The 24,930-nt window shown below is 57.0% G+C and carries 20 protein-coding genes and 1 tRNA gene; 15 read left to right on the plus strand and 6 right to left on the minus strand.

What is annotated here, in order from left to right; translation table 11 throughout:
- Window positions 1-7: 7 nt before the first annotated feature.
- The 14 genes from HF650_RS19735 (at window position 8) to HF650_RS19800 (ending at window position 18,179) form a co-directional block, all read left to right on the plus strand.
- Complete coding sequence (locus HF650_RS19735; RefSeq protein WP_187800034.1) at window positions 8-793, plus strand: phosphotransferase; 786 nt, start codon at window positions 8-10, stop codon at window positions 791-793.
- Between the two features lie 189 nt (window positions 794-982).
- Window positions 983-2,272, plus strand: coding sequence for a VWA domain-containing protein (locus HF650_RS19740; protein WP_187800035.1), 1,290 nt, complete (start codon window positions 983-985; stop codon window positions 2,270-2,272).
- Between the two features lie 233 nt (window positions 2,273-2,505).
- Window positions 2,506-3,921: an SrfA family protein gene (locus tag HF650_RS19745; protein WP_187802770.1), complete on the plus strand. Its 1,416-nt coding sequence runs from the start codon at window positions 2,506-2,508 to the stop codon at window positions 3,919-3,921.
- Window positions 3,922-6,924: a virulence factor SrfB gene (locus HF650_RS19750; protein WP_187800036.1), complete on the plus strand. Its 3,003-nt coding sequence runs from the start codon at window positions 3,922-3,924 to the stop codon at window positions 6,922-6,924.
- The gene (locus HF650_RS19755) at window positions 6,924-9,590 is read left to right on the plus strand and encodes a virulence factor SrfC family protein (RefSeq protein ID WP_187800037.1); all 2,667 of its coding nucleotides are present in this window, start codon (window positions 6,924-6,926) and stop codon (window positions 9,588-9,590) included. Before HF650_RS19750 ends, HF650_RS19755 begins: the two co-directional genes overlap by 1 nt.
- Before the next feature lie 6 nt (window positions 9,591-9,596).
- Complete coding sequence (locus tag HF650_RS19760) at window positions 9,597-10,592, plus strand: hypothetical protein (RefSeq protein ID WP_187800038.1); 996 nt, start codon at window positions 9,597-9,599, stop codon at window positions 10,590-10,592.
- A gap of 60 nt (window positions 10,593-10,652) precedes the next feature.
- The gene (locus HF650_RS19765; protein ID WP_346014259.1) at window positions 10,653-12,554 is read left to right on the plus strand and encodes a vWA domain-containing protein; all 1,902 of its coding nucleotides are present in this window, start codon (window positions 10,653-10,655) and stop codon (window positions 12,552-12,554) included.
- Window positions 12,554-13,240, plus strand: coding sequence for an ATP-binding cassette domain-containing protein (locus HF650_RS19770; RefSeq protein WP_223284216.1), 687 nt, complete (start codon window positions 12,554-12,556; stop codon window positions 13,238-13,240). Before HF650_RS19765 ends, HF650_RS19770 begins: the two co-directional genes overlap by 1 nt.
- Window positions 13,221-14,453 (plus strand): FtsX-like permease family protein, encoded by a 1,233-nt coding sequence (locus HF650_RS19775; RefSeq protein WP_223284217.1) that lies wholly within the window; start codon window positions 13,221-13,223, stop codon window positions 14,451-14,453. The genes HF650_RS19770 and HF650_RS19775 overlap by 20 nt, the downstream gene beginning before the upstream one ends.
- Window positions 14,443-15,984, plus strand: coding sequence for an SUMF1/EgtB/PvdO family nonheme iron enzyme (locus HF650_RS19780; RefSeq protein ID WP_187800040.1), 1,542 nt, complete (start codon window positions 14,443-14,445; stop codon window positions 15,982-15,984). The genes HF650_RS19775 and HF650_RS19780 overlap by 11 nt, the downstream gene beginning before the upstream one ends.
- 22 nt (window positions 15,985-16,006) lie before the next feature.
- Window positions 16,007-16,714 (plus strand): hypothetical protein, encoded by a 708-nt coding sequence (locus tag HF650_RS19785; protein WP_187802773.1) that lies wholly within the window; start codon window positions 16,007-16,009, stop codon window positions 16,712-16,714.
- A gap of 10 nt (window positions 16,715-16,724) precedes the next feature.
- Complete coding sequence (locus HF650_RS19790) at window positions 16,725-17,210, plus strand: hypothetical protein (RefSeq protein ID WP_187800041.1); 486 nt, start codon at window positions 16,725-16,727, stop codon at window positions 17,208-17,210.
- Window positions 17,211-17,261: 51 nt separating this feature from the next.
- Window positions 17,262-17,738 (plus strand): hypothetical protein, encoded by a 477-nt coding sequence (locus tag HF650_RS19795; protein WP_187800042.1) that lies wholly within the window; start codon window positions 17,262-17,264, stop codon window positions 17,736-17,738.
- Window positions 17,739-17,861: 123 nt separating this feature from the next.
- Entirely contained in the window at window positions 17,862-18,179 is a 318-nt protein-coding gene (locus HF650_RS19800; RefSeq protein WP_249118854.1) for an IrmA family protein, read from the plus strand.
- Between the two features lie 56 nt (window positions 18,180-18,235).
- Here the strand turns inward: HF650_RS19800 and HF650_RS19805 are convergent, their stop codons facing one another.
- Window positions 18,236-18,880: a LysE family translocator gene (locus HF650_RS19805; protein WP_187800044.1), complete on the minus strand. Its 645-nt coding sequence runs from the start codon at window positions 18,878-18,880 to the stop codon at window positions 18,236-18,238.
- A 138-nt stretch (window positions 18,881-19,018) separates the two neighbouring features.
- Here HF650_RS19805 and HF650_RS19810 point away from each other — a divergent pair, with 138 nt between their 5' ends.
- Window positions 19,019-19,348 (plus strand): NIPSNAP family protein, encoded by a 330-nt coding sequence (locus HF650_RS19810; RefSeq protein ID WP_187800045.1) that lies wholly within the window; start codon window positions 19,019-19,021, stop codon window positions 19,346-19,348.
- Window positions 19,349-19,463: 115 nt separating this feature from the next.
- Here the strand turns inward: HF650_RS19810 and HF650_RS19815 are convergent.
- The 5 genes from HF650_RS19815 to recJ all read right to left on the minus strand — a co-directional run bounded on the left by HF650_RS19815 (window position 19,464) and on the right by recJ (window position 24,929).
- Window positions 19,464-19,537 (minus strand) — tRNA-Gly (locus HF650_RS19815).
- Between the two features lie 92 nt (window positions 19,538-19,629).
- Complete coding sequence (actS, locus tag HF650_RS19820; protein WP_187800046.1) at window positions 19,630-20,361, minus strand: amidase activator ActS; 732 nt, start codon at window positions 20,359-20,361, stop codon at window positions 19,630-19,632.
- A gap of 117 nt (window positions 20,362-20,478) precedes the next feature.
- Window positions 20,479-21,996, minus strand: coding sequence for a lysine--tRNA ligase (lysS, locus tag HF650_RS19825; protein WP_187800047.1), 1,518 nt, complete (start codon window positions 21,994-21,996; stop codon window positions 20,479-20,481).
- Between the two features lie 9 nt (window positions 21,997-22,005).
- Window positions 22,006-23,104, minus strand: a protein-coding gene (gene prfB, locus HF650_RS19830) for a peptide chain release factor 2 (protein WP_187800048.1) whose coding sequence is annotated in 2 segments (ribosomal slippage) — window positions 22,006-23,028 and window positions 23,030-23,104 — 1,098 coding nt in all. Because the reading frame shifts where the segments join, the coding sequence is not laid out codon by codon here.
- Between the two features lie 91 nt (window positions 23,105-23,195).
- Window positions 23,196-24,929 carry a single-stranded-DNA-specific exonuclease RecJ gene (gene recJ / locus HF650_RS19835; RefSeq protein WP_187800049.1) on the minus strand — a complete coding sequence of 578 codons (1,734 nt, stop codon included), beginning with the start codon at window positions 24,927-24,929 and terminating at the stop codon, window positions 23,196-23,198.
- Between the last annotated feature and the right edge of the window lies 1 nt (window position 24,930).

A 24,930-nucleotide genomic window follows, 5' to 3' on the forward strand; every position in this document is an offset into this window, starting at 1 on the left:
AGCATCGATGACAACAGAGAATCTGGCACAGATGGGTGCCGCGCGAGTGGTGAAGCGGGTGGACGCCGCCGGAATAACCGTGATTGAGAAAGCGCCGGTCAGCAAGGTTGAATATGCCTTCTACCACCAGGTTGCGCCTGAACTACACGGCGTGGAAATCCTTACCCCCGCTTTGCTGGCAGCCGATCCCAGCGCGCGCGCCCTCACCCTTGAAGCGATTCCCTACCCTGTTAGCCAGCACAATGTCGCAAGTGACGCCATCCTGTCGATGCTGGCGCGCTTACACCGCTTTGCGCCGGATAAAAAGTGGCACTATCACACCCACCGTTGGCCCGAGGCGCAGCTGGAGCTGAGCCTGCAACTGCTCGCCTTGCCGCGAGAAGCCGCTGACGTGCTGCGCCGCTGCCAGCGCGACAGCGACAGTTTGTTTGCCGAAGCGGGGCTGATTTCCGGCGACAGCAACGCCGGCAACTGGGGGCAACGTGAGAACGGCGAGTTTGTGCTGTTTGACTGGGAGCGGTTCAGCACTGGTCATCCGGTCATTGATTTAGCCCCGCTGATAAAGGGCATGGGCTCGCCTGAAGAGTATCAATATCTCGCGATGCGCTACTGCCGTTTTAATCGGCGGTCAGAAAATAACCTCGCGCGAGAGATTGCCCTGGCAAAAGCGTGGATTGTCAGTGAAGTGATTACATTACTTCACGACCGTCAGAAAGCGGATTTCCCGCATTTTCAGGGCTGGTATCGTCGCTATTTGCCAGACTGGCTACGGGAAGTACAAAAAATAATTTGAGCCCATAACAAAGGCAGCTTATGGGTTTACCCGGATAAGAAAAGCCTAATATTGGCAAAATATCATACGTTTCTTCCTGCGCAATTGTTTACTCCTTATTTCTGGTAGGTTGTATTTAAGATTATACTCATTAACCTTTCAGTGAAATGGGATAGACACGTTCAAATAACTGACAGCGTAATGATATAAATGATAAGAATTACAAGGATCGTTAAACCTTCAGTTGAATTAACCGATTATGCCGCGTCATTTTCACCTTTTCGTACGCTACTCGAAACCTATTTCCCCCCCTCTATCCAAAATTTATATGCCCGCCCGGTTATCGCCGATGACGGTGCCGTGGAGTGGTATAGCGACATTAATGGTCAGCCGCGCCGCTTACTCGATCTGAGTGAAACCGAGCAGAGCCGCGCCCGCGCCGTGCTGGAACAGCGTCTTGACAACGTCCGCGCGCTGCATCAGAAGCTGGCGATAAGCGGGGGCGAGCCAGAAGCGATGATGCGCGTACTGCTGGCGGCCAGCCAGACGCCTGCGCCTGAGCAGGTGTGGGTAATTGACGGCCAACCGGTGATCGTCCCGCCTGCCGAGGGTGCCCCGCGCGCTGCCGCTGCCGCCACGGCTGCCGCCGCCGTGGCACCTGCTGTCGCAGGGCGTCGATGGTGGCCGTGGCTTCTACTTTTAGCACTGCTTATTGCCCTGATTTTATTGCTGTTATCACGCTGTTCGCCGCTGCGCGAACCCGCTGCGCCCGTCACGCAAGCACCGCCCACAACGTCCGCCGAGCCGATAAAAACGGAAACCCCGCCCGCACCGCAAGCGCCGGTAAAACCAGGCAAAGCGGTCTGCCCGGCACAGCGAACCCAGCAGCAAGCCCCTGAAATGGTGGTGATTATGGATGCCTCCGGTTCGATGGCCATCACCATGGATGCCACTCGGGATGAGCTGATCAGCTGGAACCAGGGAAAATATGTCGAGAATATTGAACGCGAACCGCGCCGTATCTCACTGGCGCGTAATGCGGCCAAAGGCATTATTGACAGCATCCCGCGCGACATGAATATCAGCCTGGTGGCGGCGGAAAACTGCCGTCAGGTCTCCCTGTCGCCAAGCTTCCCGTTTGCCCAACGCACGGCGCTGAAAAAGCGGATTGAGGGTATCCAGCCTGTGGGTAAAACGCCCCTTGCCGAAGCCTTAATGCTGGCGGGTAAAAAGGTAGATGGCGTTAATCGCGATGCAATTATTTTGCTGATTTCCGACGGAGATGAAACCTGCGGTGGCGATCCCTGCCAGGTTGCCCGTGAGCTGAAAAAGCGTAAACCGCGCCTGCAGGTTAATGTCGTCGATATTATGAGCACCGGCGCAGGAAACTGTATTGCCAGCAGCACTGGCGGCAAAGTTTTTGCCGTTAATAACACCCAGGAATTTAAGCAGATCATGAAAAAGGCGATGCAAGAATATATTCCTGAGGGCTGCGAATAATATTCACACAGGGAAATTATTAGCTACGCGGGTATTTTTACCGCACGGCAGAAGGACGGAATTAGTTTTCCTTAGTGTTAAATAAAATGCGCTTAACGCCGATAACGCTTTACCGTTTTCGCATTTTCCCATGCTGAGATGAGCAATTTAATCCTGCCTGAAACAGCGTATTCAGGGTTAATTATGCTCATTTTTACTTTTTAGAAAACACAGGACCTGCCAACGTGAAAGAGATGTTTCTGTGCAGTGACAAGCTCAATAAATATCAGTCGATGGGCGAAAACGGGCAGGCTGTCCATATTTCTGCGCTGCAGCTGCGCGAAACGCTCCGCCTGCGCAAACAGAGCGCGGCTGCCGATGTGCTCGCCATTCCGCAAATTAGTGAACACGGCGACCGTGTTGACTGGTATGCCCCTTTTTCCGGCGACGTTATTCCCTGGTCAGCGGCCACCGAGAGCGAACGCCAAAGCGCTTTAGCGCAGCTGGAAACCACCCAGGCCACTCTGCGCCAACTTAGCCACGATTTTGCCCAGAGCAATCAACCGGAACAGCAGCTGTTCGGTAAGCTGCTGGAAAAAACCCTGCAATTTCCCGATCCCGAGCATGTCTGGCTGGTCAACGGCAAGCCGGTGATCAGTTTCTGGGGATTCGTCAACGCCCGCCATCAGGCACGGATCGATCCGTTGGACTGCTTACGTCCTCCGAAGCCTGTTGCTCCCGCTGCGCCGCTGCACAGCGCGCCGCCGGTCAACGAACCGGTTGTGACGCCACCTAAGCGGCGCGGATGGTGGATCCTACCCGCGTGGTTATGCTGGCTGTTACCGCTGCTGCTATTAGGTCTTCTGCTGCTATGGCTGCTGCGCGGCTGTGTACCCGGCGTAACAATACCTGGCTTTAGCGTCGAGAAACCATCGCTTCCCGACGTACATCTTCCGGTTACAGAGAGTGGCACAACCCTGCCCGCCACCTCATCTGAACATGTCGTCGGCACCACGGAGAGCGTTACTGCGCCAGTGGTAAATGGCAGCACGACGGGCATCGCCCCGTTGAGTGATGAAGAGAGCGCCACCTCTACCCCGGAAAACGCCGCCGCCCTTAACGATCCGGCCGTGCCGGTCGCGCCAGGAGCAGGCAGCGATCCTGAAGCAGGCAGCGATCCTGCCCAGCCTGCCGTTGAGCCGGTGACGCCAGAAGCGCAGGTGCAGGATCCGGCGCTGGCGGAGCCAGGCACTACGCCGGGTGGTACCACCGCGCCAGTCGAAGTGAAAACCCCATTAAGCCTGCCGCCAGAAGCACTGGCGCAGGGCCGCACCGATTTCCTTAACGGTCAGTGGCGCGCAGGCGCAGGCATTCAGGATCAGCGTACCGGCAAGCCGTTAAGCCTCAACTACCAGATTAAAGATGGCAAAGGTGAAGTGCAGATGGTGCGCGGCGATGGGGTCTCCTGCCGCGGTGCGGTCAATGCCGCCATCCAGGCCGGCAAGCTGGCCATCAATAACCAGGGTGAAGCGCAGTGCACCGATGGCTCGGTTTACCAGATGCCGGAGATCGTCTGTGCGCCCGGCGCTAAAAGCGTTGCCGACTGCAAAGGCAGCTACGGCGCCAATACCCTTTTCCCCCTTTCGATGAAGCAGGAGGCAAGTAACTAAATGCTGGCTGAGCTCACTGATTTTAAAAAACAGGTCAAACTTATCCGTGACAGCGGGATTCAGTTCCTCGACTTCGCTTTCTCTCTGCCCGCGCGTAAAGCCTACGGCGAGTTTCTGCGCCAGCAGGGTGAAGGTGCGGTGCTGCGCCTTATTTACAACGAGCGTGACGACAAGTTTCAGATCCCGACGCCAGACGGCGAAACACCGCGCAACGCCGAGCCGGAGTATGCGCTGGCGATTGAAGATTCGCTGAACCTGTATAAGGGGATCTGGCTGCCGCTGCCCTTCTTTCGCTTTAACCCGCCGGGCGGCTTTTCTCACGGGCCGACTAACTGGTCGCGCGTGCAGTTTCATCAACTGCCGGAGCCGGATGAGAAAGGTAACACCTGGCGCGCCACGCTGATTTTCGATACCAAAATCTTTCCCGACCGCGAACATACGCAATATCTGGCACCCGGCGAAGACGATGTCCGTTCCGGGGCCGGTTTTGCGCTGGCCTGCTTACCGCACCAGATGGGCGACTTCCTGACGCTTCCATGGGTTGAGGAGTGGCTAAAAGATATCTATACCAGGCAGGCAGACGCTGTACTGCGTCAGCACTATGAAGACACCGAAGAGAAACTGGCGCTGAAAGAGCATCAGGCGCACTTCCTTAACTTGCTCGACGTGCTGAAAAAGACCATCGCCATTCCAGAAGTACAGCTCAATGATGTGAAAATTCGTGATACCGCGATCCCCGTCGACCTGGTGCTGGATATTGGCAACTCACGCAGCTGCGGTGTGCTGATTGAGGAGCATGCGGCGGATAACAAAGGCCTCTCCCAGCTTTATCAGCTGCAATTGCGCGACCTGAGCCAGCCGCAGTTTGTCTATAACGAGCCGTTTGAGAGCCGACTGGAGTTCGCGCAGGCGGAGTTCGGCAAGCAGGACCTCTCATCAAAAAGCGGGCGCAGCGACGCCTTTACCTGGCCGACCATCGGCCGCGTCGGCGGTGAGGCATTCCGCATGGCGGCGCAGCGTTTAGGCACCGAAGGCTCTACCGGTCTCTCCAGCCCGAAACGCTATCTGTGGGACGATCAGCCCTACTCTCCGGGCTGGCGATTCAGCCAGGCGTTTGTGAAATCGGATCGTGAACCGCTGGCGACCGCCGCCCCGCTGCTTTATATGCTCAACGATCATGGCAAGCTGTTGATTCGCCTGAATGAAGATGAGCGGATGCCTGTCTTCTCGCCGGTATACAGCCGCAGTTCATTGATGACCATGATGCTCTCAGAAGTCCTGAGCCAGGCATTAATGCAGATCAACAGCCCGGCGCAGCGCCTGAAGATGAGTCACGCCAGCCATCCGCGTCGTTTACGTAACGTGATCCTGACCGTGCCGCCGGCGATGCCGAAACCAGAACGCGCCATCTTTGAAGCGTGCATGCATGATGCCATCCGCCTGGTGTGGAAGTCGCTGGAGTGGGAAGAGATGGATTACGACGGCGAAGAGAGCGGCAATGCGAAGCAACCGCACCCAGGCGTTCACGTGAAATGGGATGAAGCGACCTGCGGACAGCTGGTCTATCTCTATAACGAAACGCAGACCAATTTCGGCGGCCGCACCGATGAGTTTTTCGCCGCTACCCGTCGCCCCGATAATCAGCTGGCAGAGGGAGAACAGCGCAGCCTGAAGATCGCCTCTATCGACATCGGCGGCGGCACCACCGATCTGGTGATCACCCGCTATACGCTGGATGACGGTAAAGGCATTAACGTGCGCATTACACCGAAACAGCTTTTCCGTGAAGGTTTCAAAGTGGCAGGCGACGACATTCTGCTGGATGTGATCCGTCTCTACCTACAGCCAGCCGTAAAAGCGGCGATGATGAAAGTCGGCCACAGCGACATCGCAGCGGAGTCGATGATGTCACAGTTGTTCGGCAGCGAAGCGATCGAAGCGGGCAAGCAGGTGCTGCGCCAGCAGCTAACGCTGCAAATTTTCTCGCCGTTAGCGCTGGCGATCCTCCATCGCTATGAAGAGTACAAGCCGGAAAATGGCCGCGAAATCCTCAACTACACCTTCCGCGAACTGCTGACCGGTAATACGCCTACCGACAAAGTGCAGGCTTACGTTAACGACGTAGTGCGCACCGGCCAGTTGGCGAGCGAAGCGCCCTTCTCACTGCTCGACGTGCCGTTAGAGATCGATCTCGCCCGTCTGCACAATGAGTTTATCGATCCGCGCAGCGGCCGGATGAACATCTGCCATAGCCTGCGTGCCCTGTGTGAAGTGCTCTGGCACTACAATTGTGATGTGCTGCTGTTAACGGGCCGCCCTTCACGCCTGCCGGGCATTCAGGCGCTGATTCGTCAGCTTCAGCCGGTACCGCCGACGCGGGTTCTGCCGCTGCACGGCTATGAAACCGGCGGCTGGTATCCCTTCAACAAGAAAGGGTGCATTGACGATCCGAAATCCACCGCGGTGGTCGGCGCGATGCTCTGCCTGCTGGCGGAGAAATCGCGTCTTAATAACTTCTACTTCCGCGCGGCAAACTTTACCGCCTACTCGACGATCCGTTATCTCGGCATGCTGGATGGCAACAACGTCATCAAAGACAGCAACGTCTTTTACAGCGATGTCGATCTGGATGCCGCAGACTTCCAGCTTCCGCAGGGCCAGGCATTTGAAGCGCGCGGCGAAGTGCGTATCGGTTTCCGCCAGCTGGATAACGAGCGCTGGCCGGCCTCGTCCCTCTATACCCTGAAAATCAACAACCCGAACCTTGCCAGCGAACTGGCCGGCGATGCGGTGATGCGTATTGAGCTGATGGCGGAACAGGGCCGCGCGCGAAACGGCGAAGAGGCGGTCAGCCCCGAGCGTTTCCGTATTGAGTCGCTGGAGATGGAAAACGCCAGACGAAACTACAGCCGCAAAGACGTCACCTTCCAGTTAAATACGATGGTTGGCAATGGCATGGGCGAAAGCCAGTACTGGCTGGATAGCGGGAGCATTAAGAGCTAATGAACAGCATCAATTCGAAGGAAATTATCCAGGGCTGGCAGGGCGTTGAACGCGGTGCCGGTGAAGCAATTGAGTGGATTAACGCGGTGCGCCAGAATGCACCGCGTCTTAATACCGAAGCCGACCGTCTGACGATTAACCTGCGCCGCAGCCGTAACAAGGCGCGCCGTCTGGCGCTGGCAGCGGCAAAACCCATGACCATTGGCTTCTTTGGCCTGTCGCAGGCGGGCAAATCCTACCTGATTTCCGCGCTGGCGGCAGGTGAAAACGGCAAGCTTGAGACCCGCCTCGGCGGTAAGCAGCTCGACTTTCTGACCCACATCAACCCACCGGGCGGCGGGAAAGAGGCGACCGGCCTTGTGACGCGCTTTAGCCGCCGCGAGGTTAGCGGCGACGAGCGCTGGCCAGTGACGCTGCAGCTGTTCAGCGAAATTGAGATGGGCAAAATTCTCGCCAATGCCTTTATCCATGATTTTAATCAGGAAAAATTCGACTGGCAGTATGACGAAGGGCGCATCAGCGATCTGTTGAACTCGCTGGCCAAACGTCGTCGGCCAACCCGCGTGGCGGGCATCAGTGAAGATGATGTCGTCTCGCTATGGGATTATCTGAGCCGTCATGCGGAAAAAAGTCAGAGCCGCTTAGCGCTGCACTACTGGCCGCAGGCAATTGCGCTGGCACCGTGGCTGACGCCGGAGGATCGCGGCCAGCTCTTCTCCATATTATGGGGAGAGGTTGGCGAGCTGACCGAAGCCTATATTCGTTTTGCGCAAACCCTGCATCGGCTGGGTGGCGCACAGGAAGTGTGGGCGCCATTAAGCACGCTGGTCAGCGAAGAGAATGGCCTGTTGGTGCAGCGCGACAGCATTATGAACGTCGACATGCTGGAGCGGCTGAACAAAGAGACCGATATCCGCATTGAGGTTTGTCCGGTGGTGGAAGGCCAGGCCGCAGCGCCCGTCACCCTCTCGCTGGCAGAATTGACGGCGTTAACCGTTGAGCTACATATCCCGCTGGTCGCCTCCACCCGCGAGCCACTGTTTGAAAGCGTCGATCTGCTCGACTTCCCAGGCTATCGCGGACGCCTCGGCGTTGAGTCGATGGACGACATTCGCCGCGCGGTAAACAGCGAGGAGAGCAACCCGCTGGCGCAGCTGATCTTACGTGGCAAAGTCGCTTATCTCTTCGAACGCTATACCGAAAACCAGGAGATGAACGTCCTGGTGGTCTGTACGGCTTCGACCAAACAGTCGGACGTGAAAGAGGTGGGCGGCGTACTTGATGAGTGGATCCGCTACACCCAGGGCGCGGATGCGGAGGCGCGCGGCCGCCGTCTGCCGGGCCTGATTTGGGCGCTCACTATGTTCGATTTGCGCATCAGCCAGGGGTTGTCGCAAGAGGAGGCCATCCTGCGACAGTCCTGGGGTCTGGGCGGGATGATCAAAATGGCGATGACCGAGCGCTTCGGTCAGTACAAATGGATGCAGGAGTGGCAGCGCGGACAGGCGTTTAACAACACCTTCCTCGTACGTAAGCCGCGCCAACAGACACCGTTTATTCGTATTAGCGACGGCAACGAGGCGGCGTTCAGCGAAGAGAACCTTCCGCAATTACAGCTGATGCGCAAAACCTTCCTCGAAGATGAGGCGGTCAATCGCTATATCGCTTCGCCGGATGAGGCCTGGGACGCGATGCTCAAGCTAAACGACGGCGGCATGCGCCGCATGGCTGATTACCTCTCAACCGTTGCGCGTCCGGAAGTGAAGCTCGAACGCATCGCCGAGCAGTTGCAGGAGATCCGCGATGAGCTGATCGAGGGCGGTTTAGGCAACTGGTATCAGCCAGATGGCGAAGAGGATGCGGCGAAAAAGTCGCAGATTGCCCGCGACATTCTGGAAGTGCTGAAAAAACGCAGCGGTATGCACGGTGAGCTGTTGCTGCGCCTGGTGCCGACGCGTCGCGATCTGCAGGCACTCTATCTGCAGCAAACCACATTGCCGGTAGAGGAAGAGGCACCTGAAGAGCTGGATATTTTCGATATCGGTGTCGACGCCGCCTTTGGGGCAGAAGCTCCTGCGGCAACGACATATAGCCACGAAATCGCCTTCGCGCAACAGAGTGTGCAGCACTGGATCAACCATCTGCGCAGCTTGTCGGAGAGCCCGGCAATGCTCAACTATATCAATTTACCGCGCCCGATTATCGACGCGCTGGCCGATGAACTGATCACCGCCCTGCTCCGTCTGCGCATCGAAGAGAAGCTCGTTGCGGCGATGAGCAATACCGAGCAGGCCGGCGTGCTGCTGGAGCAGATGGTCGATCGTCAGGTGTCGCGCATCCTGCATGTGATGGGCGATTTTGTTACCTGGCTCGGTTATCTCGAGGTGCCCGCCGCGAAACGTCCGACACGGTTGAATGTGGCGGATCAGCACATTTTTACCCGTCCCTCCCAGTGCGACAGCCTGGTGTGGAAAGACGATGAACGTTTGGCGCGCTTAACGCCGCAACAACTGAACTACAGCGCCATGTTCATTATCGACTGGCTGGTGGGGCTGGAGTCGCTGATTACCGAGAACGCGGGCCACTCGGCCGGACGGGAAATCAGCGTGGCGCAGAACGAAAAACTGGGCGCCATTATCCGTCAGATTCAGACTTCACAGGAGTAATAGCAGGTGATCAAACCGGAACTTAAAGCCCTTCAGCCCGTAGTGCCGGGCTATGCGCAACTGTTGCTGAAAGCGTGGAAAGGGGGCATGGATGGCGTGATGATCTCGGTGCTGCGCAACCAGGATTCGCTCTATCTCGATAATGATGGCGGCTGGAGTAGCGCGGAAGTCTTTCTGGCGCTGCCGACGCTTACGCTTGATGAGGGCGTACCCGCCGTGCAGGTTGGCCCATCGCTGGTTGATCCACTGCTGGCTAACCGCCAGGCGGCTTATCGTATCGCCATTAAAGATGATGCCTCGCGCGATATGGGGATCCTGATGATCAGCGAAGGGTTGCTCAGCTCTCAGGCGGGCGGCGAGAACCCGCTGCCGGTCAATACCCGCACTCTGAATGATATTCCGCCAGCGCAGCCTGCTGTAGAGCCAACGCCGGAACCGGTGGCGGAACCCGCCCCGGCGGTGTCTGAGCCGCCTGCGCCGCAGGCGGTCGAGGAACCACCGAAAGCGAAGCGTGGTAAAGGGCTGATTATTGCGCTGGTGGTGCTTCTGCTGCTGATCGCAGCCGCCGCTGCGGCATGGTGGTTTATGCGCAGCCCCAAGGCTCCCGCCGAAGAGGCACCGCCGCCTGCGGCAGCCCCTGCGGCCGCGGCGAAAGTCAGCGGTCCGTGCGGTGACGATCTGATGACTAAAGGTAATGAACTGGCATTTGTCAAAGGCTGCCTGCGTAGCCAGCCAAGCAGCGCGCAGCTGCTGGAAGTGATCGCGAAAGCAAAAGCGGCGAAGCAGTGTGATGTCGCGCAACGCTTGTACGCCTATAAAGCGCAGTCTGGCGATACCCAGATGGCAATGCGTTATGCCGAAGAGTATGACCCGAAAACCGCACAGAGCGGCGGCTGCTTTAGCCCGGATGCGCAAACCGCCATCTACTGGTATGAGATTGTGGTCAACCAGGACTCACAAAACAGCGGGGCGAAAGCCCGTCTTGCCGAGCTGAAAAAATAGGATTAATGGATGAAAACGAGAGTCTGGCTGGGCGGATTCCTGTGCTTAACAGCCGCCACCATGGGTGCGCATGCCGCCGATCAAAAACCACTGCTGCAGGAGGGGAAACAGAGCCTCTATCAGCGCGTTCTCACCTATCCGGGCTGCCAGCTGGCACCGAAAGCGGGCGAGGCAGGGAAAGAGCAGCCAGCGTTTAGTCGCTTCTACGTTTATCAGCGCAGCAAGCAGGGCCAGGATGAGTGGTTGCAGGTCGGGCCGGATAGCTTCGGTCATGTTTCCGGCTGGCTTAAAGCCGCCTGTACCGTCGACTGGAAGATGCAGCTCACGCTGGCCTTTACCAACCCGGCGGGGCGTCACCCGATGCTCTTTTTCCGCGATAAGAGCGACGTTGAATCGCTGCTGAACAACCCAAAACCGGCTGCGGCTCTCGATCCGTTACTGGCCAATCTGAAGAGCAATAAACCCGTGCCGCAAGTGCTGGCAAAAGAGCCGGATTACATGGTCGATCAGCAGAAGAACTTCTACCTGCTGCCAGTGTTAGGCTCTGACGATGTCTTTACCGACAGCGGTTTCCAGGTGCGGGTGCTTAATGTCGCCTCGGTCAGCGAAAAAGCGCCGGAGAAAGCGGCAAAAGCGGCCGACGAGAAGAACATGATGAAGGGCTTTTCAGCGTCGGTAGTGTTTGTTATCGACTCCACCATTTCGATGGGCCCCTATATTGACCGCACTAAAGAGGCGATCGATAAGATCTATCAGCGCATTGAAAAAGAGCATCTCCAGGATCAGGTAAAATTTGGTCTGGTGGCCTTCCGCTCTAATGTCAAAGCCGTGCCGGGTCTGGAGTATGACAGCAAGATGTATGTCGACCCCAACACGGTGAAAGATGGCAAGGATTTCCTCGCTAAAGTGCACGATCTGAAGCAAGCGACCGTCTCCAGCAGCAAAGTGGAAGAGGATGCTTACGGCGGCGTGATGACAGCGCTTGATAAGGTTGACTGGACGCAGTTTGGTGCGCGTTACGTGATCCTGATTACCGACGCCGGCGCGCTGGAAGGCGGGGATAACCTCTCCTCCACGCATCTTGATGCCGCGCAGGTTCGCCAGGAAGCGGCCTATCGTGGTGTGGCGCTCTATACCCTGCATCTTAAGACCCCGAGCGGTAAGAAAAACCATGCTGCCGCCGAGGCGCAGTATCAGGATCTGACCCTCAACCCGTTCCTGCATAAACCGCTCTACTACCCGATCGACTCCGGTGATGTAAACAACTTCGGCACGATGGTCGACAGTCTGGCGAACGCCATCACCGGTCAGATTAAAACCGCCTGGAGCGGCGAAGAGACGGCGGGCAGTGCGCTGGGTGCCAGCGAAGAGTATGCCGGGAAGAAAGCTGACCCGCTGCTGAGTGATGCGGATAAGCTGAGCAAAGCGATGCGTCTTGCCTATCTCGGCGAAAAACAGGGGACTCAGGCACCGCCGGTATTTAAATCCTGGATCAGTGACCGCGATTTGGTGAACCAGAATATCCCCGCCACGGAAGTGCGTGTACTGCTGACCAAAAGCGAATTGAGCGATCTCAGCGATGTGATGAAGAAGATCGTCAATGCCGCCAACGAAGGGCTGATCTCGCCGGATGATATGTTCGCCAGCCTGCGTTCGCTGGCTGCGACGATGGGCAACGATCCGAATCAGGCGAAAAGCAAAAACGCCACGCGTCTGGGTGAAATGGGGCTGCTGGGTGAATACATCGAAGGGCTGCCCTACCTGAGTGAAGTGCTAAGCCTTGATGAAGAGACCTGGAAGAGCTGGGATGGTCTTGAGCAGGAGCGATTTATTCGCCGTCTCAACACCAAACTGAACTACTACCAGCGCTATAACCAGGATGTTGACCGCTGGATCTCGCTGGCTCCGGACAGCGATCCACGTGATAACGTCTACCCCGTGCCGCTGGAAAACCTGCCGTAATGCTACGCATACGCGAAATGGCGATCCGCCGCGGCGGTGAGCAAGGCTACCGTGTCTCTCTGCCTGAGCTGACGCTCTCCCCCGGTGAAGTGGTTGCGCTTACCGGCCCCAGCGGCTGCGGGAAGAGCACCCTGCTGGAGATGATGGGGGCAATCCTGCGCCCGGAACAGCTTTCGGAGTATCGCCTCGGCGAGCAGGATTTGACTCCAGCGCTGCTCGCTGATGATGAAACCGCGCTGTCGGGTATCCGCGCGCGGGATCTCGGCTTTGTGCTGCAACATGGGGGCCTGCTGCCGTGGCTGACGGTGCAGGAGAACATCACCCTTACCCGCCGGCTGGTAGGACAAACCGCGCAATCGCCGTGGCTTGAGACCGCTATTGATCGACTCGGCATTGCGCCGCTGCTGCATCAGTTGCCCTCCCGCCTGTCGATTGGCGAGCGTCAGCGCGTGGCGTTTGTGCGCGCTATTGCTCACCAGCCGCGCCTGCTGCTGGCGGATGAGCCAACCGCTGCGCTCGATCCCGATAACGCCAGCCGCCTGTTTGCGCTGATGATTGAGATGGTGCGGGCAATGGAGATGGCAGCCGTGATCGTCAGCCATGACTGGCAGCGGGTTAGCGAGTGCAATCTACGCTGTTATCGTGCCGTGATGCAGGAGGGGCAAAGTGTCTTCCAGCCTGCCTGAAACGCGCCCCGGAATGGGGCTACTGCTGAATATGGCGCTGCGCGATCTGATTCACGATCGAAAAGTGGCGCTCTGTATTGTCTTCTCGCTGATCGCGGTGATCGCCCCGCTACTGCTCCTGTTTGGCTTAAAGAATGGGATCGTTAGCCAACTGCGCCACGATCTGCTCGACGATCCACGTACGCGGGAAGTGCGTATGACTGGCAATGGCAACTACGATCTTGCCTGGCTGCAGGCGCTGGCTGCACGGCCGGAGGTCGGCTTCTCGATACCGCTTACACGATCGCTAAATACCCAGGCAGATCTGGTACGCGATGGGCAACATTTTGCCGCAGGGGCGGAGGTGATCCCATCCGCGAAAGGCGATCCGCTGCTGCGCGAGAGCGGTGTGCTACCGCATGAGAACACGGTGGTGCTGAGCAACAGCGCCGCCCGTAAGCTCGACGTGAAAGCAGGCGACACGTTCCGGCTATTTGTCAGCCGAAAACGCGACGGGCAGAACCAGCGCACATCGCTCTCCGTCAGCGTCGGTGCCATTCTCGACGAGGCGCGCTTTGCCCGCCCGGCGCTCTTTGTCGACCTGCCTTTGCTGGTAGCGCTGGAAGATTATCGCGACGGTTTCCAGGTACCGCTGCTCGGCGTTACCGACGGTGAAAACGCGCGCGAGCGGCATAACTTTGCGCGTGCGCGGCTCTATGCCGCCACACTGGATGATGTTGCGCCATTGGCACAATGGCTTGAGTCGCAGCATATCGAAGCGATAACCCAGGCGGCACAGATTGAAGCCGTGCGCGCCATTGATCGCGTATTGGGGGTGATATTCGCGGTGATCGCCTGGATATCGGCCTCCGGATGCATTGCGTCGCTTATCGGCGCGTTTATCGCCAATATAGATCGTAAACGCAAAGATATGGCGGTGCTGCGCCTGCTCGGTTTTCGCCGCCAGGCGGTGACGCTGTTCATCATGATTCAGGCGCTCTGCCTGACGGGTGTGGCCTTTATCGCTGGCCTGTTGATTTATGGCGCGGGCAGCGCGCTGTTTAACCACCTTCTGGGCGCTAATCTCCCGGAAAGCGCTTTTGTTTGTCACCTTGATCCTGGCCACTTTGCCGCCGCCTTCCTGAGCGTGCTGGCCGTGGCGCTGGGCGTCGCCGCGATTGGCGCGCTGCGGGCGTTAAAGATCGAACCTGCGGAGAGTTTACGTGAAATTTAATCTGCTACTGACGCTGGCTGCGGCCGGGTTAGGCTTTTCCTGCGCGGCAAACGCAACGTGGGATGAGAAGTTCTGGAACCCAAAACCTCTTGCTGATGATGTGATCCTGCCGCTGCCCTGCGACGGCGCAATGGCATTTCGTAAGGTTGCTATTCCTCTGGATAAGCCGCTGGCCGATTACAGCATTACGCTTGGCGAAGAGGGCAATGAGTGGGGCTATATCGAGCAGTCGCGTCCGGATCATATTGCTGGCAGCTTCCCGCAAGAGAAGAAGGAGAAAGGCCGTTATTACCTGATGGCCAAATATGAGCTGACGGATTTGCAGTATCGTGCGCTCTCCGGCGACTGCGCCAAACCGGATATCAAGGGGCGCTTACCGAAGGTCAATATCGGCTGGATGGAGGCGATGTCGATTGCCGATAAATACAACCTGTGGCTGCGAAAAGAGAAGCCGGACGCACTGCCGCAGGATGATAAGCAGCCGGGCTTTTTACGCCTGCCGACGGAAACCGAATGGGAGTTTGCCGCGCGCGGCGGGCTATCTGTCTCTTCGGCCGAGTTTCGCGATCGCCACTTCCCGATGCCGGAAGGCCTGAATGGCTATGTCTGGTTTGCGGGAGCGCAATCTGCGAATAACAAACTGCAGCTTACTGGCCTGCTTAAACCAAACCCGCTGGGGCTGCACGATATGCTTGGCAACGCCGGCGAAATGATGTTTGAACCGTTTCGCTTAAATAAACTCGATCGCCTGCATGGTAAAGCGGGCGGCTATATCGTGCGCGGCGGCAGCTACTTAACGCCGCAGGCCGATATCCGCAGTTCGCTGCGCGGCGAAGAGCCCTATTACAGCGCGCAAGGCGAGAATAGCAGCAAAGCGAACGGCATGCGCTTAGTGCTGGTCTCTACCACCCTCACCTCACGGGATCGCATTAAAGAGATTGAAAAAGAGTGGCAGGCGCTGGGTACAGAGACTAAAGCGGCGAAGAAACCGGGTGAAGGCGCGGACTCATTACAGAACCTGAATGCCATCTCCGCCAAAGTACAGGATGAAGGGGTGAAAAAGGAGCTGGAGTCGCTGCGCAATGAACTGCGTGCGAATAGCCAGCTGCGAGATGAGCAGCGCGATCAGGCGATCCGTACCTCTTTACAACTGGGCGCGTTTTTGTGCACCAAGATGAAAGATGACGGCGAGTTTTTCGATCGCCTTAACCAGCTTTATAGCAAAACGTGTGCCGCGGGTAGTCAGCTGGACGCCAACTGTTCACGACGTCAAGAGCAGCTCGATCAGCATAAAAAAGCGCTGGAGTTTATCACCAGCTATTACGCCGATACGCTGGTGGATATGGGTACGACCTATAACAAGAGCCTGATCGATCCGCAGATGACCGTCGTGCAGCAGCAGATGGCGGCGCGCGGTAAAACCAATCTAAACGGTTACCTGAATACCTACTGGGGCAACCTTCAGGGCTACTGGAAAGATGGCAAAGTGGCGCGCGATGCGTGGCTGAACGCTTGTAAAAAAAATAATTAAGGACATTCAGGAGAGTGTGGTGATGGTTGCTTTTAAACGCTTACGTACAGCGGTAGTCGCTGGGTTGATTGTGGTGCTGGCGGGTTGTCAGAGCTCGGGCGGTCTGGGCGGCAGTGGCGGTGTCGATCCCCGTTTAGCCAATAATCAGGACGTCGAGTTTTTTAATAAATCGGGTGTGATGGCCTGTGCTGGCGGCGCGCTGCTCGGTGCGCTGGCGTGTGCGGCAAGTAACTCAAGCAATAAAGCGGTGTGCATGATTGCCGCCGCGGTAGCTGGCTGTGGCGTCGGGGTTGGTGCTAACGCCTATCTTGATAACCAGCGTAAAAAATATGCCTCGCAGGAGGAGCAGCTGAATGCCTCCATTCGCGATATCCAGGCGGAAAATACCCGTATTCAGAATGCGACCAACGTGGCGAAATCCGTTATCGCCAGCGACAAGCTGACACTGGCGAAGCTTGAGAAGGATATTGCCGCAAGAAAAGTGAAGAAAGATGCGCTGCAACAGCAGGTTAAAGGCGTTGATGCCAACATTGCTTATCTGCGTAACACGCTGACCGATATGAAGAAACATCAGCAGCAGTGGCAGGATATCTCCTCTGATATGCATAGAACCGGCGGTGATACCAAGAAACTCGACGCTGAAATTGCGCAGATGCGCGATCAAATTGGCTCGTTGCAGGGTGAACTCGACAGCCTCTATACCCAACGTACCGCACTGAAAGTTAGCTGAGGATCACGCTATGCATAAGAAGATTTTAATGATGTTAAGCGCGCTGTTACTGGCAGGCTGCGCGACGAATGCGCGTGATTGTGACCCGACCACTGGCGACGTCAGTATTATTACCAAGTTTAACTGTAACTACTCCGGCACCTGGGATAAGCGCGTTGAGCAGAAGCAGCAGACCCTGCAACATGAGCAGCAGTTGAACAAAGAGTTCAACGCGGTATATGCGGCGATTGAGCAGGAGAAGAAGCAGAGCAATGCCAGCGTCGCCAGCAAGCGTAAATCACAGCAGGCGCTGCAACGTTCGATGAATAACCTGATTGCGCAGCTAAAGCAGAAAAATGCAGGCCGGGCCGATGTGCAAAAACAGATCGCCGCCCTTGAGAAGAAGATGAAGGAGGCGCAAAACCGCCCTTCCGCTTCTGAGATGGAAAAACAGATGGAGCTGCAGAAATTGCAGGGCCAGCTGTCGGAGCTTCAGCAAACTTTAGCCACGCAATAAGTCTCGCCCGCCGGCGCTGCGTCGGCGGGTTCGCACTTTCAGGAACCCATAATGAAACACATCTCTATGATAATGATATTGCTCGCAGCAATGTCCGTGGCAACGCATGCGCAGGCGGAAATCCCCGACCCGGATTTGGTATTCAACTGTGATTTAACAAATGATAAGGGCGTTGTTATTCGCCTTAACAATAATGTTCCGACTTACTACTACGGCTCTATTGAGCAGGTTGAGATGACGCTGCCGCGCATCGAAGGTGATAAAACTCAGGTTCGCGTCGGTGAGATGGCTTTTGCCGGCGGCGGTGCGCTCTACTATCGCTTTATCAACGGCAACTTTAGTTATGTGGTCTATAGCGGTATGGGCAGAGGGTGGGAGTTCACCGGCCTGAAAGTTTACCAAGGCAAAAAACGCATCATGAAGCGGGAGTGTACCAACGGCGGCTTTTTGAATACGAATTATCGCGGTGAAAACCTTGTGAAAGAGAGCGACACCGGCGATGACGATACTTACGGCTATGCCGATTAACAGTGGGCAAAACAGATGATCTCTCGTCGTTATTTGTGGCCGTGTTTACTGCCTTTTGTCATGCTTAAACCTGCGTTGGCCATTGAGATTTGGCACTCTGATACGGTATGGGCTAATCAAGGGATGTGCAGCGCAACTTTTACGCTCGATAGCGGTACGGAACCGGTAGGTGAGCTTGATATCGGTATTGAGCTGGTTAACGCACGCCAGGAAGTTGTAAGCGTGGATCACTTAACCGTTGCCCCCTTTGGCACCTCGGAGGCAACGCGCTATCAGACCACTTATGCTGAAGGGGAGCACTATTGCGATGATACGTTAAGCATCCGCATCACGTCCCTCGCTGAGGTCGACAGCGGCGTGCACAAGCGATTACCTCTTTCCCTTATCACACCGCGCCACTTCAGGCCGTTCACTATTGTGACGGCGCCGCGGGATAAGTAGCGCCAATGGAAAAAGCGCGCCGCTAAGAGATTACGGCGCGCTTTTTTTCTTCTTCGCTAGCGCTTCGTGAGCGCCAGGCGGATCCCCAATGCAATAAACGTGGCGCCGACAACGCGGTCAAGCAGCTTTTGCAGAGCTCTGTTTTGCGCTACCGCACCAGCCGCGCTGCCTGCCAGCAGGGCAAAAGTGATATCGGTGAGGAATGCGACCAGCGCATAAGCGAACCCGAGAATAAGAAATGAGGCAGCATGGTGATCGCCATCCGCAACCACAAACTGCGGAAAGAAGGAGATGAAAAAGAGCAGCACCTTCGGGTTGGTGAGGGTGGTGATAAAACCACGTGAAAGCAGCGTGCGGGTGGTCGCTTTCGCTTTGATCGGCGCACTCTCTTCGCCCGCAACGTGCCGTTTGGTAAAGGTACTAAGGATCATTTTGCTACCGAGATAGATCAGGTAGGCTGCACCCAGATATTTAATCACCGTAAACATCAGCGGTGAGGCAGTGATAAGCGCCGTTAACCCGACGGCACTGGCCACGGCATGCGTACAGCTGCCCAGTGCCACGCCCGCCGCGGAGATCACTCCGGCACGACGCCCGTTAGCCACGCTTTGCCCAATGACATAGGCCATATCCGGCCCCGGCGTCACCGATAACAGAAAAACAGACAGGGCGAAAAGCCCAAAATGCGTAATATCCAGCATCACTCTCTCCCTATGTAAAAGCATACATTAACATCGGGCTGAGGCTAAAATCGATACCTGGAATGAATAGTTATGCCACCAAAAGAATAGTTATGCTTTATATAGCTACCCCTGCAAGGCAGCACTGGAGATAAGAGTGTGAAGACAGTCGAAATATTGCAGTACACCTTGCGTCAGGGAAGCGGCGCGGCGTTTCACGCCATCATGCAGCAGGTCAGCGTTCCCCTTCACCAGCGTCACGGCATTGATGTCGTAAGGTTTGGCAACTCACTACACGACCCTGATAGCTACTGTCTGATTCGCGCTTTTGACAGCCCGGAGAGCATGACTGCGAAGCTAGAGGCTTTTTATATCAGCGATGCGTGGCGCAGTGGTCCACGCGAGGCGATTGTCGACAGTATTGAAATTAGCCTGAAAACGGTCATGGTGTTGTCCGCTGAAAGCGTAGAGGGATTACGTCAGATGTGACTGAGCGATAAAGACCTGGCGGGTTGTAGTCGAGAGCGGGTGAATATCTCAGGCGTAATGCGTGTGCATCTGGATTTGTGATAAATCCGCGAATCAATAACAGGGAGAGAAAAGCTGGAGCGGGCGAAGGGAATCGAACCCTCGTATAGAGCTTGGGAAGCTCTCGTTCTACCATTGAACTACGCCCGCTTTCGACGTGCTCAGGCATTATAGACCTTACATCGCGTCTGACAACCCACCGATGCGCTAACAGGTTAATTTCTCGCCTGTTAGCGCGCAGATTAACACTTCGGTACGCTGCCCTGCGGCGGTAAATAGCGCAACGGATCGATGGCGGTTGCGCGATAGCGCAGCTGGAAGTGCAGGCGCACGGAGTCGGCATCGCTGCTGCCCATGGTGGCAATCTTCTGCCCGGACTTCACGCTCTGGCCGTTATTCACCAGCAGCGTCTCATTGTGCGCATAAGCGGTGATGTAATCTTCGCTGTGCTTAATCATGATCAGGTTGCCATAGCCGCGCAGCTGGCTGCCGACATAGACCACTTTCCCGGCCCCGGCGGCGTAGATCGGCTGCCCGCGTGACCCGGCGATATCAATGCCTTTATTACCGCCATCAGAGTTGGAATAGGTAAGGATCACTTTCCCGCTGGTCGGCCAGCGCCAGCAGCGCTGCCCTACGGGCGGCCAGGAGGCTTGCGGCACCGACGAAGAAGGCCGCGCTTTCGCCAGCTTGCCGGAGGATGAGCCTTTCGACGCCCCTTTAACCTTCAGCCGCTGCCCCACTTCGATGGTGTAGGGCGGCGAAATGCCGTTCATGCTCGCCAGCTCTTTGACGCTGGTGCCGGTCATGCGCGAAATGCGGTACAGGGTATCGCCACGCTTGACCGTGTAGGTCGCGCCAGCGTAACTTCCGGTTGAATTACTCCCCGCACAGCCTGCCAGCAGCAGCGAAAATGCCAGGCATATGACCATGCAAAATGGGTTTCTCATCAGGCGTCCTGCGCGCAAAACCACTCCTCGAATAGATTAACAGGCGACATATCATAGCAGCCATACGTGGGATGCCAACCCTTTCGCAAGGCAATAAAAAAGCCCCGGCGCATGAACGTCGGGGCTTCTGGCGATTAGCGGTTATTTAACCGGACGCATCGCCGGGAAGAGGATCACGTCGCGGATGGTGTGACTATTGGTAAACAGCATCACCATACGGTCGATACCGATGCCCAGACCCGCCGTCGGCGGCAGACCATGCTCCAGCGCGGTGACATAGTCTTCATCATAGAACATCGCTTCGTCATCGCCCGCGTCTTTCGCTGCCACCTGGTCGGCGAAACGCTTCGCCTGATCTTCGGCATCGTTCAGCTCGCTAAAGCCGTTACCGATTTCACGGCCGCCGATAAAGAACTCGAAGCGGTCAGTGATCTCCGGGTTGTCATCGTTGCGGCGCGCCAGCGGAGAGACCTCTGCCGGGTATTCGGTGATGAAGGTCGGCTGAATCAGGTGCGCCTCCGCCACTTCTTCGAAGATTTCGGTCACGATACGACCCAGACCCCAGCTCTTCTCAACCTTGATACCGATGCTTTCAGCAATCGCTTTCGCGCTGTCGAAGTTATCCAGATCGCTCATCTCGGTTTCCGGACGGTACTTCTTGATCGCTTCGCGCATGGTCAGCTTCTCAAACGGCTTGCCGAAGTCGAACACCTGCTCGCCGTAAGGCACTTCGGTGGTGCCGAGGATATCCTGCGCCAGCGTGCGGAACAGGGATTCAGTCAGCTCGATCAGATCCTTGTAATCCGCATACGCCATATAGAGCTCCATCATGGTGAACTCTGGGTTATGACGCACGGAGATGCCTTCGTTACGGAAGTTACGGTTGATCTCGAACACGCGATCGAAGCCGCCGACCACCAGACGCTTGAGATAAAGCTCCGGGGCGATACGCAGGTACATGTCGAGATCGAGCGCGTTGTGATGGGTGATAAACGGACGCGCAGAGGCACCGCCCGGGATCACCTGCATCATCGGCGTTTCCACTTCCATAAAGTCGCGGTTGACCATGAACTGGCGAATGCCGGCCATGATGCGGGAGCGAATTTTGAAGGTGTTGCGCGACTCTTCGTTAGCGATCAGATCGAGGTAGCGCTGACGATAGCGCGCTTCCTGATCCTGCAGGCCGTGGAACTTGTCCGGCAACGGGCGCAGGGCTTTGGTCAGCAGACGCAGCTCGGTGCAGTGAATCGACAGCTCGCCGGTCTTGGTCTTGAACAGCTTGCCGCGCGCGCCGAGGATGTCGCCGAGATCCCACTTCTTGAACTGCTCGTTGTAGATGCCTTCCGCCAGATCGTCGCGGGAAACATAGAGCTGAATACGTCCGCCCACATCCTGCAACGTGACAAACGAAGCTTTGCCCATAATGCGGCGCGTCATCATACGACCCGCAACGGCGACTTCAATGCCGAGCGCTTCCAGCTCTTCATTCTCTTTGCCATCAAATTCGGCATGCAGCTTGTCAGAGGTCTGGTCACGACGGAAGTCGTTCGGGAACGGAACGCCCTGCTCGCGCAACAGCGCCAGCTTCTCACGGCGGGTTTTCAGTTCATTATTAAGATCGACTGCCGCGTCAGCGCCCTGTGCTTGTTGTTCAGACATGTTGGTTCCTCATAGCCCTGCTTTCAAACTTGCTTCAATAAATTGGTCCAGGCTGCCGTCCAGCACCGCCTGCGTGTTGCGGGTTTCAACCCCGGTGCGCAGATCTTTGATGCGGGAGTCATCCAGGACATAAGAGCGGATCTGGCTGCCCCAGCCGATGTCAGACTTGTTGTCTTCCATCGCCTGCTTCTCGGCATTTTTCTTCTGCATCTCCAGCTCATAAAGCTTCGCTTTCATCTGCTTCATGGCCTGGTCTTTGTTTTTATGCTGAGAGCGGTCATTCTGGCACTGCGTGACCAAACCGGTCGGAATGTGGGTAATACGCACCGCGGATTCCGTACGGTTAACGTGCTGCCCGCCCGCGCCGGAGGCTCGGTAAACGTCGATGCGCAGGTCAGCCGGGTTGATTTCGATATCGATATCATCATCCACTTCCGGGTAGACAAACGCGGAGCTGAACGAAGTATGGCGGCGGCCGCCGGAGTCGAACGGGCTTTTACGTACCAGACGGTGCACGCCGGTTTCGGTACGCAGCCAGCCGTAAGCGTAATCACCGATGATCTTGATGGTAACGGATTTGATCCCCGCCACTTCACCCTCTGACTCTTCGATGATTTCGGTTTTGAAGCCGCGCGCTTCTGCCCAGCGCAGATACATGCGCGTCAGCATGCTGGCCCAGTCCTGCGCTTCGGTACCGCCGGAGCCAGCCTGAATATCGAGGTAGCAGTCGGCGCTGTCATACTCGCCGGAGAACATACGGCGGAACTCGAGCTGCGCCAGTTTCTCTTCCAGCCCGTCCAGTTCGGCAACGGCCTCGTTAAAGGTCTCTTCATCGTCGGCTTCAACAGCCAGATCCAGCAGGCCCGAGACATCTTCCAGCCCCTGGCGCATCTGATCCAGCGTTTCAACGATTGCTTCGAGCGAGGAGCGCTCTTTGCCCAGCGCCTGTGCGCGCTCGGGCTCATTCCATACATCCGGCTGTTCCAGCTCGGCGTTTACTTCTTCCAGACGCTCTTTCTTGGCGTCATAGTCAAAGATACCCCCTAAGAACGTCGGAGCGCTCCGTGAGGTCCTGAATGCGATTTTTTACCGGATTAATTTCAAACATGGTCTGTTTTCTTTTATTGGACTTGTCAAAAAGCGGTGATAAGGGCGAGATTCTACCGGATCTATGCCCTTATTTGTAGCGAATAGTGGCGCTAAAGTGGCCAGAGGTTTTCGATGATCAGTTGCACGCTACGGTTGCCGCGAAACTCGTTAACATCAAGTTTATAAGCGATTTTCACCTGCCGTACTCCATTGTCCGGCCAGATGCCGGTATCAACGTTGAAGGCGATCCCGTCGAGCAGCGGACCGCCGCCAACCGGCTCCACCATCACTTTTAAATGACGCTCACCCACCAGCCGCTGCTGCAACAGGCGAAACTCGCCGTCAAAGATCGGTTCCGGGAACATCTGCCCCCACGGCCCCGCTTCGCGCAACATCTCTGCCACTTCAAGCGTCATCTCCTGAGCGGTTAGCGGCCCGTCGGAGAGAATTTCCCCCTGCAACAGCGCCGGGTCGAGCCACTCGGTGACCAGTTCGCCAAAGCGCTGCTGGAAGGCGTCAAAATTGGCCTCTTCGAGCGTCAGCCCTGCCGCCATCGCGTGGCCGCCGAACTTCAGCATCATGCCGGGGTAGAGGGTGTCGAGCCGCTCCAGCGCATCGCGCATATGCAGCCCCTGAATCGAGCGCCCGGAGCCTTTCAGCACGCCTTCACCGGCGGGCGCAAAAGCGATAACCGGGCGATGGAAGCGCTCTTTAATACGCGAAGCCAGAATACCGACCACGCCCTGATGCCACTCGGGGTGGTACATCGCCAGGCCGCCGGGCAGCGTCTCACTGCTGCGCTCAAGCTGCTCGCACAGCGTCAGCGCTTCCGCCTGCATCCCCTGCTCAATCTCTTTGCGCGTCTGGTTGAGCGCGTCGAGATCGCTTGCCAACTGGCGCGCTTCGCCGAGATTGTCGCAGAGCAGCAGCGCCACGCCGACGGACATATCATCCAGACGCCCGGCGGCATTGAGGCGCGGGCCGAGCGCGAAGCCGAGATCGCTTGCCGCCAGCTTGTGCGCCTCGCGGTTGGCAATCTCCAGCAGCGCTTTGATACCCGGCCGGCAGCGACCAGCGCGAATACGGCTCAGCCCCTGCCAGGTCAAAATCCGGTTATTGGCATCCAGCGGAACAACGTCCGCCACCGTACCCAGCGCCACCAGATCGAGCAGCTCAGCAAGGTTTGGCATCGCGATACCGCGCGCCTCGAACCAGCCGTTGTCGCGTAGAAAGGCGCGCAACGCCAGCATTAGATAGAAGGCGACGCCAACGCCTGCCAGTGATTTTGATGGAAAGTCGCAGCCGCGCAGGTTGGGGTTCACAATCGCCTCGGCTTCGGGCAGCGTGTCGCCGGGCAGATGGTGATCGGTAACCACAACCGGAATACCCAACTCATGGGCACGCGTTACGCCCGCATGGGAGGAGATGCCGTTATCGACAGTCAGGATCAGCTGCGCGCCGCGGGCATGGGCCTGATCGACCACTTCCGGGCTGAGGCCGTAACCGTCATCAAAGCGGTTCGGCACCAGGTAGCTGACGTTGTCGCAGCCCAACGAGCGCAGCGCCAGCACGCTCAGCGCGGTGCTGGTTGCGCCATCGGCGTCAAAATCTCCAACCACGATGATGCGCAGCCCTTCGCGCATAGCGTTGTAGAGGTGCGTAACCGCATCATCGATGCCGGTCAGCTCCTGCCAGGGAAGCATCCCTTTTACGCTGCGTTCCAGATCGCGGTCGCTCTTCACGCCGCGGCTGGCATATAAGCGACGCAGCAGCGGCGGGAGTGAATCCGCCAGCACTGTCGCGTCATCCACCTCACGGCGGCGAAGTTGTATCTCAGCTTTCACG

This window comes from Kosakonia sp. SMBL-WEM22 (genome assembly GCF_014490785.1).
Lineage (GTDB): Bacteria > Pseudomonadota > Gammaproteobacteria > Enterobacterales > Enterobacteriaceae > Kosakonia.

Bases quoted from the DNA above. Each gene is read 5' to 3' on its own strand.
- HF650_RS19805 (WP_187800044.1), bottom strand. From the start codon at position 18,880: ATGCTGGATATTACGCATTTTGGGCTTTTCGCCCTGTCTGTTTTTCTG.
- HF650_RS19800 (WP_249118854.1), top strand. From the start codon at position 17,862: ATGTGCAGCGCAACTTTTACGCTCGATAGCGGTACGGAACCGGTAGGT.
- HF650_RS19770 (WP_223284216.1), top strand. From the start codon at position 12,554: ATGCTACGCATACGCGAAATGGCGATCCGCCGCGGCGGTGAGCAAGGC.
- HF650_RS19765 (WP_346014259.1), top strand. From the start codon at position 10,653: ATGGGTGCGCATGCCGCCGATCAAAAACCACTGCTGCAGGAGGGGAAA.
- HF650_RS19790 (WP_187800041.1), top strand. From the start codon at position 16,725: ATGCATAAGAAGATTTTAATGATGTTAAGCGCGCTGTTACTGGCAGGC.
- HF650_RS19735 (WP_187800034.1), top strand. From the start codon at position 8: ATGACAACAGAGAATCTGGCACAGATGGGTGCCGCGCGAGTGGTGAAG.
- HF650_RS19740 (WP_187800035.1), top strand. From the start codon at position 983: ATGATAAGAATTACAAGGATCGTTAAACCTTCAGTTGAATTAACCGAT.
- HF650_RS19745 (WP_187802770.1), top strand. From the start codon at position 2,506: ATGTTTCTGTGCAGTGACAAGCTCAATAAATATCAGTCGATGGGCGAA.
- lysS (WP_187800047.1), bottom strand. From the start codon at position 21,996: ATGTCTGAACAACAAGCACAGGGCGCTGACGCGGCAGTCGATCTTAAT.
- HF650_RS19785 (WP_187802773.1), top strand. From the start codon at position 16,007: ATGGTTGCTTTTAAACGCTTACGTACAGCGGTAGTCGCTGGGTTGATT.
- HF650_RS19795 (WP_187800042.1), top strand. From the start codon at position 17,262: ATGAAACACATCTCTATGATAATGATATTGCTCGCAGCAATGTCCGTG.
- HF650_RS19755 (WP_187800037.1), top strand. From the start codon at position 6,924: ATGAACAGCATCAATTCGAAGGAAATTATCCAGGGCTGGCAGGGCGTT.
- HF650_RS19750 (WP_187800036.1), top strand. From the start codon at position 3,922: ATGCTGGCTGAGCTCACTGATTTTAAAAAACAGGTCAAACTTATCCGT.